This is a genomic window from Streptomyces axinellae (genome assembly GCF_039532135.1).
Taxonomy (GTDB): domain Bacteria; phylum Actinomycetota; class Actinomycetes; order Streptomycetales; family Streptomycetaceae; genus Streptomyces; species Streptomyces axinellae.
In genome coordinates, this window is record NZ_BAAARJ010000005.1 from 138,067 (window position 1) to 151,452 (window position 13,386).

The following is a 13,386-nucleotide window of genomic DNA, read 5'->3' on the forward strand; positions in this document are numbered from 1 at the left end:
CCGTGGGGGCGTGTACCGGTTTCTGCTCACCCCGCGGTGGTGGGGGATCAACGTCTTCGCCGTACTGGCGATTCCGGTCTGTCTGCTGATGGGGAGCTGGCAGCTCAGCCGGTTCGATGCCCGGGTGGAGAGCCATCAGCAGCACAAGGAGCAGACGAGCGCGGGCGCTGACGCCAGGGCGAGCCCGCTGGCCGAGCTGCTGCCCCTGACCGAGGACACGGTGGGGCGCACCGCGAAGGTCACCGGGCGCTTCGACACCGCACACCCCCTGCTGGTGCCCGGCCGCACGGTCAAGGACGAGAAGGGTTTCTACGTCCTGTCCCTGCTGCGTCCCGACGCCGACGCCCCGGGCGGGAAGCAGGGCAAGAGCGCGAAGGCGCTGCCCGTCGTGCGCGGCTGGCTGCCCGGCAGCGCCGACCCGGCGAAGGTGCCGCCGGCGCCCAAGGGCGAGATCGACGTCACGGGAGTGCTCCAGGCGTCCGAGGCGCAGAACGACGCGGCCGAGGGCGCCACCGGCGGACTGCCCGACGGGCAGCTCGGCTTCATCAGCGCGGCGGCCCTCGTCAACGTCGTCCCCTACGGGGTGCAGGACGCGTGGCTCACCGAGCAGCACACCGACAAACCGCTGAGGCCGGTGCCGCCGGTCGCGCCCGCGGGCACCGGCCTCGACATGAAGGCTTTCCAGAACCTCGGCTACACGGCGCAGTGGTTCGTCTTCGCCGGATTCGTGGTCTTCATGTGGTTCCGCTTCTTCCGCAGAGAGGCCGAGATCGCCCGCGACACGGCCCTCGGCCTCCTTCCGGAACCGGACCTCGCTCCGGACGGTCAGGCAGAACTCACTGAGGACGTGCCGGAAGAGCCGGACCCTGCCCCGGTGCGGGACGCGGCAGATGACGCAGCGCGAAATCGATCTCCAGCCTGACCTGCTTGATGCGCTCCTCCACGACGAGCGAGCCGTGCCCGGCGTCGTAGCGGTAGACCTCGTGCGGGTGATCCCGCTCCACGAGCCGGTTCACGTAGTTCTCGACCTGACGGATCGGGCAGCGCGGGTCGTTGACCCCGGCGGAGATGTAGACGGGGGCGCGCACCTTGTCCACGTAGGTGAGCGGTGAGGACGCCTCGAAGCGCTCCGGCACCTCCTCGGGGGTGCCGCCCAGCAGGGTCCGGTCCATCGACTTCAGGGCCTCCATCTCGTCGTGGTAGGCCGTGACATAGTCCGCGACCGGCACCGCCGCCAGGCCCAGCGCCCACGCCTCGGGCTGGGTACCGAGGCCCAGCAGCGTGAGGTATCCGCCCCACGAGCCGCCCGCCAGCACCAGCCGGTCCGGGTCGGCCAGGCCGGAGCCGACGGCCCACTCGCGTACCGCGTCGATGTCCTCCAGCTCGATCAGGCCGACCCGGTGCTTGAGCGCGTCCGTCCAGGCGCGGCCGTAGCCGGTCGAGCCGCGGTAGTTGACCCGTACGACGGCGAAACCGTGGTCCACCCAGGCGGCGGGCTGGCCCGCGAAGGAGTCGCTGTCGTGATGGGTGGGGCCGCCGTGCACCTCGAAGACGGTGGGGAACGGCCCCTCGCCCGCCGGCTTCTGCACCAGCGCGTGGATCCTCCCGCCAGGGCCCTCCACCCAGGCGTCCTCCACCGGCACCGAGTCCGGCGCCTTCATGCCCGGCGGGTCCAGCACGGTCGCGCCCGTCGTCGAGCGGACCTGGGGCGGCTGCGCCGCCGAGGACCACAGGAACTCCACCGTGCCGTCGGGGCGGGCCGTCGCGCCCATCACCGAGCCCGCCGGGGTCTCGACACGGGTGCGCTCGCCGGATGCCAGGTCGTAGCGGAACAGTTCGTCGCGCGCCTGGTGGCTGTGGACGACCAGCAGCCCGCTCGCGTCCGGATACCACTCGGCCGACACATCTCCCGGCAGCCCCAGATCCAGCTCCCGCGTGCTGCCCGAGAGCGGGTCCCAGATCATCGGCTCCCACCGGCCGCGCCGCTGGTGGCCGACCAGCAGCCGGGCGTCCCCGTCCACCGGGGCGAAGCCCAGCACGGTCAGGCCCAGCTCCTTGGTGCCGCCCTCGCTGTCGTCCAACTCGGCGACCGCCGAGCCGTCGGTGCGCATGACGCGCAGCGCGGAGTGCATGGCGTCGCCGTGCTCGGTGTGCTCGATCACCAGCAGCGAGCCGTCGTGCGAGAGGTCGCCCACGCCGGCCGACTCCGGGTGCCGGTAGATCTCGGTGGGCGCCGCGGACCCGGCGCCGGGGCGCACCACGTGGACGGTCGAGCCCTCCTCGTCCGTGGAGCGGCCGACGACCACCGTGCCGTCCCGGCCCATGGCCAGACCCGCCGGGTAGGAGGGGGCCAGCCCGGCCGCCGCCGGGGTGTCCTCGCCGCCGCCGAAGGGCTGGCGCATCCACACCCCGAACTCGTCCCCGTCGGTGTCCGAGAACCACCAGATCCACTGGCCGTCCGGGGTCACAGCGCCGTCGGTGGTGCCGTTCGGCCGGTCGGTGACCTGCCGCTGCCCGCCGGTCGCGCGGTCCCAGGCGTACAGCTCGAACGTGCCCGTCGCGTTCGAGACGAACAGCGAACGGGCGGGGGCGTCCTCGGCCCACTCGGGCAGCGAGACGCGCGGCGCCCGGAACCGCTTCTCCCAGTCGGGCATCGGGGCGTCGGGCTTTGCGTTCTGATCCATGCGCCCCATTGTGGCCCCCGGGGTGCGGGGCCGGGCCGTCGCCCGGGTGACGGACCCCTCACCCGGGCGGCGGGCACGCGGACAGTAGAGTGCGAGGCCGCCGCACCTGTCCCCGCCACCGTTTCCGTCCCTGTGTTCGCCCCCGCCCCGCCCCGTTCGCTGCCCCCGCTGCCAGCTGTCCGCCGGAGTCCCGCCTGTGAAGCCGATCCTGTGAAGCCGATCCTGTGAAGCCTCCGCGTCATGACGTGGCCCTCGTCGGGATCGGGGCCGACGGCTGGGCGGGGCTCGCGGACGCGTCGCGGGCCGCGCTGCGCGAGGCCGAGGTCCTCATCGGGGGCGCCCGGCAACTGGCGCTGCTGCCCGAGGTGTGCGCGGGGGAGCGCGTGCCCTGGCCCGCGCCGCTGCGGCCCGCCGTCCCCGCGCTGCTGGCCGCGCACGAGGGCCGCCGGATCGCCGTACTGGCCAGCGGCGACCCCTACTTCCACGGCATCGGCCGCGCCCTCACCGAGGTGCTGGGCGCGGAGGGCGCACACCTCGCGCGGGTGCTGCCGCACCCCTCCTCCGTCTCGTACGCCTGTGCGCGGCTGGGCTGGCCGCAGGAGGACATCGACGTCATCAGCACCGTCGGACGCCCCGTGGCGCGGATCGCCGCCGCGCTCCACGAGGGGCGGCGGCTGCTGGTCCTCAGCGCGGGTGCCGCCACCCCCGGCGAGGTGACCGCACTGCTGCGCGCACGCGGGTTCGGGCCCAGCCGGGTACAGGTGCTCGAACAGCTCGGCGGCCCGCGCGAGCGCACCTACGAGGCCACCGCCGAGGACTGGCCCCACCCGCCGGGCGATCCGCTCAACGTCCTCGCCGTCGAGTGCGTACGGGACCCGGCCGCCGGGCCGCGGCTCGGCGCCGTACCCGGACTGCCGGACGACGCCTACGAGCACGACGGGCAGCTCACCAAGCGCCATGTGCGCGCCGCGACCCTCGCCGCGCTGGCGCCCGCGCCCGGCGAACTGCTGTGGGACGTGGGCGGCGGCGCGGGCTCGGTCGCCGTCGAATGGCTGCGCACCCACCCCGCGTGCCGCGCGGTGAGCGTCGAGCGCGACCCGGCGCGGGCCGCGCGCATCGGCCGCAACGCCGAACGGCTCGGCGTGCCCGCGCTGCGCGTCGTCACCGGCACGGCGCCAGGCGCGCTGGCCGGGCTCCCCGCGCCCGACGCGGTGTTCGTGGGCGGCGGCCTGACCGCGCCCGGACTGCTCGACGCCTGTTGGGCGGCGCTCCGGGAGGGCGGCAGGCTCGTCGCCAACACCGTCACACTGGAGTCCGAGGCGCTGCTGGCCGAGCGGTGCCGCCGCCACGGTGGGGAACTGGTGCGGCTCGCCGTCGCGCACGCCGTCCCGGTGGGCGGCTTCACCGGCTGGCGCCAGGCGATGCCCGTGACGCAGTGGTCGGTCCGCAAGGCCGAAGGCGAACCCGTGGCAGGAGACGACGTATGACCGTGTACTTCATCGGAGCCGGCCCCGGCGCCGCCGACCTGATCACCGTGCGCGGCGCCCGCACGCTCGCCGCCTGCCAGGTGTGCCTGTACGCGGGCAGCCTGGTGCCCAGCGAACTCCTGGCCGACTGCCCGCCCGGCGCCCGCCTCGTGGACACCGCCCGGCTCGACCTGGACGCCATCACCGCGGAACTGGTGCGGGCGCACGGTGAGGGCCACGATGTGGCCCGGCTGCACTCGGGGGACCCGTCCGTCTTCAGCGCCGTCGCGGAACAGATGCGCCGCCTGGACGCGGCGGGCGTGCCGTACGAGATGGTGCCCGGTGTCCCGGCGTTCGCCGCCGCGGCTGCCGCGCTGAAGCGGGAGCTGACGGTGCCCACGGTCGGGCAGACGGTCGTGCTGACCCGTATCGCCCGCCAGGCCACGCCCATGCCGCCCGGTGAGGACCTCGCCACCCTGGGGCGCAGCGGTGCGCTGCTGGTCTTGCACCTGGCGGCGCGGTATGCCGAAGAGGTGGCCGCGGAACTTCTGCCGCACTACGGCGCGGACTGCCCCGCCGCGGTGGTGGCCTTCGCCGGCCGGCCCGAGGAGGTGGTGCTGCGCGGCACTCTCGCGGACATCGCGCAGCAGGTGACGGCAGCGGGCATCAGCAAGACCGCCGTCATCCTGGTCGGCCGGGTGCTGGCCGCCGCCGGCTTCCGCGACAGCCACCTCTATTCCACGGAGCGGTCCCGTTAGCGGTCCCGTTAGCGGTCCCGTTAGCGGCCTCGTCAGCGGTGTCGAGCCGACGGCGTCGGGCCGGCCCCGGTAGCGGCGTTGAGCCGGGCGGCCTGGCGCGTCAGGTGGTCGCGCTCGGCGAGGTTGGGCGCCTTGTGGGCCGCCTCGGCGTACAGCCGCGCCGCCGTCGCCAGGTCGCCGTCGCGCTCGTGGAGGTAGGCGGCCACCGCCGCGTGGCGGGGCAGCGCGGGGTCCAGCGCCGCGAGCGCGGCCAGCCCGGCGCGCGGCCCGTCGGCCTCGCCGACCGCCACCGCCCGGTTGAGCCGGACGACCGGGCTGTCGGTCAGGCGCGTGAGTTCGTCGTACCACTCGACGATCTGCACCCAGTCGGTCTCCTCGGCGGTGGGCGCGTCGGCGTGGAGTGCCGCGATGGCGGCCTGGGCCTGGAATTCGCCCAGCCGGTCGCGGGCGAGGGCCGCCTGGAGAATCCCGACGCCCTCGGTGATCAGCGCGGTGTCCCACCGGCCGCGGTCCTGTTCGGCGAGCGGCACCAGGCTGCCGTCGGGTGCGGTCCGGGCGGCGCGCCGGGCGTGGTGGAGCAGCATGAGGGCGAGCAGCCCGGCCACTTCGGGATGGTCGATCACGGCGGCGAGCTGCCGGGTGAGCCGGATGGCCTCGGCGGCGAGGTCGAGGTCGCCGGAGTGGCCCTCGTTGAAGACCAGGTAGAGGACGCGCAGCACGGTGGCGACATCGCCGCTCCGGCCGAACGGCACGCCCGAGACGGTGCGCTTGGCCCGGCTGATCCTCTGCGCCATCGTCGCCTCCGGCACCAGGTATGCCTGGGCGATCTGGCGGGTGGTCAGCCCGCCGACGGCGCGCAGGGTGAGCGCGACCGCGGAGGCCGGGGTCAGCGACGGGTGGGCGCACAGGAAGTAGAGCTGGAGGGTGTCGTCCAGCGCGGGCGCGGGCCCGGGGGCCGGTTCCTCTTCGAGGCGGTCCTCGCGGCGGCGGCGGGCGGCGTCCGCCCTGGTCGCGTCGAGGAACCGGTGCCAGGCCACGGTGACCAGCCAGCCCTTGGGGTCCCGCGGGGGATCGGCCGGCCAGTCGCGGACCGCCTGGAGCAGCGCGTCCTGCACGGCGTCCTCGGCCGCCGCGAAGTCGGCTCCGCGGCGGACGAGGACGGTGAGCACGCTCGGGGTGAGGCTCCTGAGCAGGGCCTCGTCCAACGGCTCGGACATCGGTGCGGTCACTCCGTGACGGTGGGCGGCTCGGTCAGGAACGGGCGCAGCTCCAGCCACTCGTGGATCGGCCGCCCGCCCGCTCCCGGCGCCGCCGACAGTTCCCCGGCCAGCTCGACGGCCCGCTCGTGGCTGTCCACGTCGATGACCATCCAGCCGGCGATGAGGTCCTTGGTCTCGGCGAACGGCCCGTCGGTGACCGGCGGGCGCCCCTCGCCGTCGTAGCGGACCCACTTCCCCTCGGGGGCGAGTGCCTGGGCGTCGACGAACTCGCCGGTCCGCTCCAGCCGGGCCGCGAAGTCGTTCATGTACTGGATGTGGGCCGAGATCTCCTCCGGCGTCCACTTCGCCATCGGTACGTCGTTCACCGCGGCCGGGGCGCCGCGGTAGTGCTTGAGCATCAGGTACTTGGCCATGATGATTCTCCTCGCAGGTGCGCTGGTGCGGCCCATTGTGGGCGCGCTGTGGTCGCGTTCACTACAGGGACGGAGCCGGTCCCAGGATCTCGACATCGCCGTCGGATTTCTTTTCGCGAGTCGCGGGTGACGGCGGTGGCGGCGGTGACGCGACGGCGGTGACGACGGCGACGCGACTGCGGTGACGGCGGTGACGACCGGTCTAGCGGACCGCGCTGCGGCCCACCACCGTCCCCGCGCGGTCGATGCAGAGCACATCCACCCGCACCGGAGCCCCCCGGAGCACCGCCAGGGCCTCGTCGCGGGCGGCCTCCGCCACGAGGTCGCCCAGCGGAACCCCGGCCGCCGCGCACAGCTGGAGCGCGGCCAGACCGGTGTTGGCTTCCGTCACCCCCTTGACCAGTGACGGATTCGCACCGCCCCGCCGCGCGAGAGCCGCGAGGAATCCCTTGTCCACCTGGGAGCGCTGGGAGTGCAGGTCAAGATGGCCGGCGGCCAGTTTGGACAGCTTGGCGAAGCCGCCGCACACCGTCAGCCGCTCGACGGGGTGGCGGCGCACGTACTTGAGTACGGCGCCCGCGAAGTCCCCCATGTCCAGCAGCGCGTCCTCGGGCAGCCCGTACTCGGCGACGACCGTCCGCTCCGACGTCGAGCCTGTGCACCCGGCCACATGGGTGCGCCCGGCCGCCCGCGCGACATCGACCCCGCGCCGGATCGAGTCGATCCAGGCCGAGCACGAATAGGGGACGACGATGCCGGTCGTGCCGAGGATCGACAGCCCGCCCAGGATGCCGAGGCGCGGGTTCCAGGTCGAGCGGGCGATCTCCTCGCCGTTGTCCACGGACAAGGTGACCTCGACGTCACCGCTGCCCCCGTACCGCTGCGCGACCAGCGCGACGTGCTCGCGGATCAGCTGGCGCGGTACGGGGTTGACCGCGGGCTCGCCCACTTCCAGGGGCAGCCCCGGCCGGGTGACGGTGCCGACCCCGGGGCCCGCGCGGAAGACCACGCCGGAGGCGGGCGGCAGGGCCCGTACCGTCGCGCGGACGACGGCGCCGTGGGTGACGTCCGGATCGTCCCCCGCGTCCTTGACGACGCCGGCCGTGGCGGCCCCCGCGCTCAGCTCTTCCTTCGCGAGCGCGAAGGCGGGGGTATGGCCCTTGGGCAGGGTGATGCCGACCGGGTCGGGGAAGTCGCCGGTCAGCAGCGCGGTGTAGGCGGCGGTGGTGGCGGCCGTCGCGCAGGCACCGGTCGTCCAGCCGGGGCGCAGCCCGGTGTGCTTGAGTTGGGCCCCGCGCCCGCCGGCGGGCTCGCGCACTTCACTCATGCGCACATACCTCGACCACGAAGGGACCGCCTTCCGTGCACGTACTGATCCTCGGCGGCACCACCGAGGCCCGGCGGCTGGCCGAGCTGCTGCACGGCGAGATGCCCGACACGCGCGTGACCAGCTCCCTCGCGGGGCGGGTCGCCGGGCCTCGGCTGCCGCCGGGCGAGGTGCGGATCGGGGGGTTCGGGGGCGAGGCGGGCCTCGCGGAATGGCTGCGCGCGCACCGCGTGGACGTGCTCATCGACGCCACCCATCCCTTCGCCGAGACCATCAGCTTCAACGCCGCGCGGGCCGCGGCCACCGCCCATGTTCCCCTGCTCGCCCTGCGCCGCCCCGGCTGGGTCGCGGAACCGGGCGACGACTGGCACCCGGTGGACTCCCTGACAGCGGCGGCGGCGCTGCTGCCGCAGCTGGGGCGCCGGATCTTCCTGACGACCGGACGCATGGGGCTCGCCGCGTTCGCGGGCCCGGAGTCGGCCGGCCTGTGGTTCCTCGCCCGCTCCGTGGACCCGCCGGAGCCGGGGCAACCGGTACCGGCGCGGATGGAACTGCTGCTGGAGCGCGGGCCGTTCACGCTGGAGGCCGAGCGCGCGCTGCTGAGCAGCCGGCGTATCGACGTCCTGGTGACGAAGGACAGCGGGGGAGCGGCCACGGCGCCGAAGCTGGCGGCGGCCCGCGAGGCCCGCATCCCGGTCGTGCTCGTCCGCCGCCCGCCGGTCCCGGAGGGCGTACGGGTGGTGACCACCCCGGCGGAGGCGGCCCGGACGCTGACGGACTACGCCCGAAGGGGCCCGGGGCGGTCCAGATGATCGACGCCCCACAGGGCCGGTCGGCACCTTGGTCATGATCCGCGACGCCAGGCCAGGCCACGCCATGCCAGAACAGGCCGGAGCGGACCAGAATCAACACGGCGAAGATAAAAATCTGCACCGTGTAGACTTTCTGGTGCGGGGAGCAGCCCCGCCCCCCCGCGAGACCCTTTCTGGAGGAACAATGCAGAGGCAGAACTGGCTCATCACCGGCGTCAGCACGGGCCTGGGGCGTGCCTTCGCCCAGGCCGCCCTGGCCGCCGGTCACACCGTTGTCGGAACGGTCCGCTCCGAGGAGGACCGGCGGGCCTTCGAAGAGCTTGAGCCCGGTCACGCTCACGGCCGCATCCTGGACGTGACGGACGACCACGCCGTCTCGGACGTGATCACGGAGGTGGAGCAGGGCGTCGGTCCTCTGGATGTCGTCATCGCCAATGCCGGCTACGGCCTGGAGGGCACCTTCGAGGAAACCCCGCTGGCCGAGATGCGGCGGCAGTTCGAGATCAACGTCTTCGGGGCAGCGGCCACCTTGCAGGCAGCGCTGCCCCCTATGCGCCGACGCCGCCGCGGACATCTGATGGCCGTCACCTCCATGGGCGGGCTCATGGCCGTGCCCGGCATGTCCGCCTACTGCGGCAGCAAGTTCGCCCTGGAAGGCATCCTCGAAGCACTGGGCAAGGAGGTCGCACAGTTCGGGATCCACGTGACGGCGATCGAGCCCGGCTCGTTCCGCACCGACTGGGCCGGACGGTCCATGACACGCGCCGCGCGGACCGTCGACGACTACGACGAGCTGTTCGATCCCATCCGCGAAGCGCGGCAGAAGGCGAGCGGGAACCAGCTCGGCAACCCGGCCAAGGCCGGAGAGGCCGTCGTGCGCATCGCCTCGGTCGAACAGCCGCCGGCCCACCTCGTCCTGGGCTCGGACGCGCTGCGACTGGTCACCACCGCGCGCACGGCCGTGGACGAGGACATCCGCGCATGGGAGACGCTCTCCCGCACGACCGACTTCGACGAGGGCGCTCAGCTCTGATGCCCGGCCACCACACCGAGCGGAGCCGACGCAGCATCGAACGCAAGGGCGATCTGCGGGAGCGGGCCATCCTGGACACCTGCGAAGCCCTGCTCGCGGACAAGGGCTACAGCGCCATGACGGTCGGCGACATCGCCCAGGGCGCCGGCATCACACGCGGCGCCCTGTACTTCTACTTCGGCTCCAAGCAGGAAGTCGTCGCGGCACTCGTGGCGCGGACCGTCGAGCATCTGTGGGAGCGGTCCCGAACCACCGCGCAGGCGGACGAGCCCCGCCAGGCCATCGCAGAAGCCATGCGGCGCACGGTCGAGCTGTGGAGCGAGCACGGCCTGGTCATGCGCACGGCGATCGACCTGTCGTTGACGGTGCCGGAGGCCGGCGAGCTGTGGAGTCACACCGCGGACTTGTTCATCGAGGCCATCACCGCGGTCCTGGAACGGGCCGGCCTCCCGGCCGGCACCGGACCAGAACACGCCCCAGCGATGGCACGCGCCCTGTGCTGGATGATCGAGCGGACCTTCTACCACGCCTCACAAGAGTCCCCCGAGAAGCTGCGAGAGGCATCCGCGACCTGCGAACACATCTGGCTGACCAGCGCCGGTCTGACCAGCTGACGCGCGCTTGGCGCGCCTGGCTCGCCTGACTCAACCGGTCCAGGGCCTGGCCGGAATCTGGCCACGCCCTGGCCCCGCCGTACGGATGATTGAATCGGTTCGCATGGAAATACTCATCGGCTGCGTCGGCATCGGCCTGCTCCTGTACGGAGCGGTCTACGGCATCGAGACCAAGATCTCCCGCGCCGATCGGCGTGTTGCGCGCGTCGAGCGCAAAGTGGACCTGATCCTCGACCACTTGGGCATCCAGGAACACGATCCGTGGCTGGACGAGGTGGCCCAGCTGGCGCGTTCCGACAAGAAGATCCAGGCGATCAAGCGGTACCGGGAGCTGACCGGCGAGGGCCTGAAGGAGGCCAAGGAGGCCGTCGATCGCCTGGTCTGAGCGGGGGCGGCGGGGGCGGCGGCGTGGGCCGCCGCTCGTCAGGGCCGAGTATCCGGGGCATGCGGGGCGCCCGCGCCCTCGTCGTCGCGGGCGCCGTCGCCGGGTGTGCCGTACCGGCTGAGGAAGGTGGCTCCGGCGTCCTCGGAGTCGGGGTCAGGAAGACGGGCGCCCCTGCTGTCCGCGACGCGGAGAACGTTGCTCAGGGCGGCGGCGGCCTCCTTGACTGCCAGTGTCGTCTCGTCGTCCCCTGCGGCAGGCCCGCGGTCCAGGATCTCCATGATCCGCTTCAGCGCCCGGCCCCCGTCCTCCAGTTGGGCGTCCTCCAACTCGTCGGCGTAGAAGGAGAGCGGGGAGCCGGGCTCGCCGTTGAGGTAGCAGGGCTTGCCCGAGTCCGTACTCCACGGCAGCAGGCGCAGTTGGGGCACCGAGGGCATCGGGGTCCGCTCCCGGTCGTACATCCACATGCAGATTCCCTCCGCCCCTCGGTGGCAGCCGCAGTCGCACACCTCGTAGGTCACCGGAACTCCCGGGGGTGCCTGGCGCGGCGTCGCGTGACGGCACTGCGGGTGGCGGCCGAGGCCGCACGCGGCCGATCGGTAACTCGTCATGGGCTTCTCTCTCCGAGCGCCAGCACTCCGCGAACGCTCTCTGTGAACAACCAAGGACAGAGTGGCACCGGCGCGGCTACCGTTGGAACGGAGACGGCGGGATTGCGCGATCAGGTTTCCGCGCGAATTGCCGCTGCTCAACGGGGTGTTCGCGACCCACCGTGATGTCCCGCTCGCACGCAGAACGTTCCTCGCGCCACCGGAGGAAGGAACCAGCGCAGATGATCACCGACATCGAGTCGGCCACGCCCGCACTGTGCCGCCTGCAACTCGGCAGCGAGCTGCGCCAGTTGCGCCTCGCGGCGGGCTACAACGGCCGCACCGTCGTCCGGAAGCTCCTGTGGAGCCCGTCGAAGCTCACCCGTCTGGAGACGGGCGAGAACGCGTCGGTCGAGCCGTCCGATGTCATAGCCCTGTGCGAGATCTACGGCGCGACGCCGGAGAAGCGGGCGATGTTGCAGGGGTATGCGGCGGTGACCAAGACGCGGCGGGACTGGTGGCAGTCGGCGGAGTACCGGCCTGTGATCGGGCCGGGTTTCAAGGCGTATTTGGGGTTGGAGGCGACGGCTAGCGTTCAGCAGAACTACGAATCAGAGTTCGTACCAGGGCTGTTGCAGACCGAGGCGTACGTCCGGCAGATCTACAGGCACACTCATCAGGGCGTGAGCGCGGAAGAGATCGATAGTTTGGTCTCCGTGCGAATGACCCGTCAGGGGGCCCTGTACCGGAGGGGCTCGCTGCTCAAGCTCACCGCCATCATCAACGAGGCTGTACTTCGACGTGCTGTCGGAGGGACGAAGGTGATGCGCGACCAACTGAGTCACATCGTTGACGTGGTCACAGAGCTTCCTAACGTACGCGTACAGGTAATGCCGTTCAGTCTCGGGCTCCACCCGGGGATGAACGGACCCTTCATCGTTCTCCACTTCCCAGGCGGTGCCGCCTTGCGGCCCATCGTGTACGTGGAGAACCTGTCAGGTGCGTGGGTGAGTCGTCGGGAGGACGATGTAGCACAGTACGAGGAAGCGTTCAGCGATCTGCAATCGCTTGCCCCCGGACCGCAAGAGTCCCTGAGCTTGATCAAGGAAGCAGTCAAGGAGCATTGATACCGATGAACAGCACGGCTGAGGTCCTTCGGGATGCCGCATGGTTCAAGTCGAGCTACAGCAACAATCAGGGCGGAGCCTGCGTTGAGGGGGCCCGTCTGGGCGGTGGCGTGATGGCCGTTCGGGACTCCAAGCAGGCGGCAGGGCCCACGTTCTCCTTCGCGACGGACGCATGGATGGCATTCGTGAGCGGTGTGAAGGGTGGCGCCTTCGCCGCTTAGGACGGTGGTCGAATCCGGCGAACGCCCGGCTCACCCACGGTGGGCCGGGCGCTCGCGCGTCGGGCGCGAGGTGCGGCGGCGTTCGCGGTAGGTGGCGGACTTGACGCGGTTGCCGCACTCCTCCATTCCGCACCAGGTGCGGCGCGCGCCGCGTGAGCGGTCGAGGTAGAGGCGGGTGCAGGTGGCGCCGCCGCACTCCTTGAGGCGGGCGTGGGGGTCGGCGAGCAGGGCGATACCGCTTCGGGCCAGGTGCGAGAGGACCGCCGGGAGGTCGCCCGACGTCCGTACCCCCGCGTCGCTGAGCGTGACTGTGAGAGTGGGGTGGGCGGCCGTGGTGTTGACGGTCTTCAGGTCGCGGGGCGCGAAGGGGCGGGCGTGCACGCGGGCGAGAGCGAGGCCGTAGAGGGCTTCGCGCAGCGCGAGCGCGGAGTCGAAGGCCGTGGGTTCGACGGTGACCCGGTCGGGCAACTCGTCACACCGGGTCACCCACCGCTCCAGGTCTTCGGGCGTGGCGAGGACATCGACGGGGTCGCCGCTGCGCCGGAACTCGACGGTGCCCGCCAGGTCGAGAGCCGGATTGCCGCTTACATACGCGAACTTCACGCCCCCATCTTGACCGCCCACCCGACCCCCTGACAATCTCGTCACCGGTTTGACCGGTGACGAAAAAACAGTCAGGTGCTGGGGAGCGCGCGCGTGGCCGTCATCCGCGATTCCGACTCCGACGTCATCCGCGATT

15 protein-coding genes are annotated in these 13,386 nt (G+C 72.3%); 9 read left to right on the forward strand and 6 right to left on the reverse strand.

What is annotated here, in order from left to right:
- Nucleotides 1–10 precede the first annotated feature (10 nt).
- Entirely contained in the window at nucleotides 11–922 is a 912-nt protein-coding gene (locus ABD339_RS09095; RefSeq protein ID WP_344564038.1) for an SURF1 family protein, read from the forward strand.
- Here ABD339_RS09095 and ABD339_RS09100 read toward each other — a convergent pair.
- Complete coding sequence (locus ABD339_RS09100; RefSeq protein ID WP_425575937.1) at nucleotides 837–2,693, reverse strand: S9 family peptidase; 1,857 nt, start codon at nucleotides 2,691–2,693, stop codon at nucleotides 837–839. The two genes, ABD339_RS09095 and ABD339_RS09100, sit on opposite strands and share 86 nt — an antisense overlap.
- Nucleotides 2,694–2,908: 215 nt before the next feature.
- On the opposite strand from ABD339_RS09100, the gene cbiE reads away from it, so the two are divergent.
- Nucleotides 2,909–4,171, forward strand: a complete 1,263-nt coding sequence (gene cbiE / locus ABD339_RS09105) for a precorrin-6y C5,15-methyltransferase (decarboxylating) subunit CbiE (protein ID WP_344564042.1) — start codon at nucleotides 2,909–2,911, stop codon at nucleotides 4,169–4,171.
- Complete coding sequence (gene cobM / locus ABD339_RS09110) at nucleotides 4,168–4,908, forward strand: precorrin-4 C(11)-methyltransferase (RefSeq protein ID WP_344564043.1); 741 nt, start codon at nucleotides 4,168–4,170, stop codon at nucleotides 4,906–4,908. The genes cbiE and cobM overlap by 4 nt, the downstream gene beginning before the upstream one ends.
- A 32-nt stretch (nucleotides 4,909–4,940) precedes the next feature.
- Here the strand turns inward: cobM and ABD339_RS09115 are convergent, their stop codons facing one another.
- The 3 genes from ABD339_RS09115 to ABD339_RS09125 form a co-directional block, all read right to left on the reverse strand.
- Nucleotides 4,941–6,113: an RNA polymerase sigma factor gene (locus ABD339_RS09115; RefSeq protein WP_344564434.1), complete on the reverse strand. Its 1,173-nt coding sequence runs from the start codon at nucleotides 6,111–6,113 to the stop codon at nucleotides 4,941–4,943.
- 20 nt (nucleotides 6,114–6,133) lie between these two features.
- Nucleotides 6,134–6,541 carry a YciI family protein gene (locus tag ABD339_RS09120; protein ID WP_344564044.1) on the reverse strand — a complete coding sequence of 136 codons (408 nt, stop codon included), beginning with the start codon at nucleotides 6,539–6,541 and terminating at the stop codon, nucleotides 6,134–6,136.
- Nucleotides 6,542–6,743: 202 nt separating this feature from the next.
- Nucleotides 6,744–7,868, reverse strand: coding sequence for a cobalt-precorrin-5B (C(1))-methyltransferase (locus ABD339_RS09125; RefSeq protein WP_344564046.1), 1,125 nt, complete (start codon nucleotides 7,866–7,868; stop codon nucleotides 6,744–6,746).
- Nucleotides 7,869–7,903: 35 nt separating this feature from the next.
- Here ABD339_RS09125 and ABD339_RS09130 point away from each other — a divergent pair, with 35 nt between their 5' ends.
- From ABD339_RS09130 to ABD339_RS09145, 4 genes are all read left to right on the forward strand, one after another.
- Nucleotides 7,904–8,680: a cobalt-precorrin-6A reductase gene (locus ABD339_RS09130; RefSeq protein WP_344564047.1), complete on the forward strand. Its 777-nt coding sequence runs from the start codon at nucleotides 7,904–7,906 to the stop codon at nucleotides 8,678–8,680.
- A gap of 184 nt (nucleotides 8,681–8,864) precedes the next feature.
- On the forward strand, nucleotides 8,865–9,713 hold the full coding sequence (locus tag ABD339_RS09135) for an oxidoreductase (RefSeq protein ID WP_344564048.1): 849 nt from the start codon (nucleotides 8,865–8,867) through the stop codon (nucleotides 9,711–9,713).
- Entirely contained in the window at nucleotides 9,713–10,327 is a 615-nt protein-coding gene (locus ABD339_RS09140; protein ID WP_344564049.1) for a TetR/AcrR family transcriptional regulator, read from the forward strand. The genes ABD339_RS09135 and ABD339_RS09140 overlap by 1 nt, the downstream gene beginning before the upstream one ends.
- A 103-nt stretch (nucleotides 10,328–10,430) precedes the next feature.
- Nucleotides 10,431–10,712 (forward strand): ribosomal protein L7/L12, encoded by a 282-nt coding sequence (locus ABD339_RS09145; protein WP_344564051.1) that lies wholly within the window; start codon nucleotides 10,431–10,433, stop codon nucleotides 10,710–10,712.
- 38 nt (nucleotides 10,713–10,750) lie between these two features.
- Here the strand turns inward: ABD339_RS09145 and ABD339_RS09150 are convergent, their stop codons facing one another.
- The gene (locus ABD339_RS09150) at nucleotides 10,751–11,320 is read right to left on the reverse strand and encodes a hypothetical protein (protein ID WP_344564053.1); all 570 of its coding nucleotides are present in this window, start codon (nucleotides 11,318–11,320) and stop codon (nucleotides 10,751–10,753) included.
- A gap of 221 nt (nucleotides 11,321–11,541) precedes the next feature.
- Here ABD339_RS09150 and ABD339_RS09155 point away from each other — a divergent pair, with 221 nt between their 5' ends.
- Both ABD339_RS09155 and ABD339_RS09160 read left to right on the forward strand, forming a co-directional pair.
- A complete protein-coding gene (locus ABD339_RS09155; protein ID WP_344564055.1) occupies nucleotides 11,542–12,426 on the forward strand; it encodes a helix-turn-helix domain-containing protein in 885 nt (294 codons plus the stop codon).
- Nucleotides 12,427–12,431: 5 nt separating this feature from the next.
- Nucleotides 12,432–12,647 (forward strand): DUF397 domain-containing protein, encoded by a 216-nt coding sequence (locus ABD339_RS09160; protein ID WP_344564057.1) that lies wholly within the window; start codon nucleotides 12,432–12,434, stop codon nucleotides 12,645–12,647.
- A gap of 30 nt (nucleotides 12,648–12,677) precedes the next feature.
- On the opposite strand, the gene ABD339_RS09165 is transcribed toward ABD339_RS09160, so the two are convergent.
- Entirely contained in the window at nucleotides 12,678–13,250 is a 573-nt protein-coding gene (locus tag ABD339_RS09165; protein WP_344564058.1) for a CGNR zinc finger domain-containing protein, read from the reverse strand.
- Between the last annotated feature and the right edge of the window lie 136 nt (nucleotides 13,251–13,386).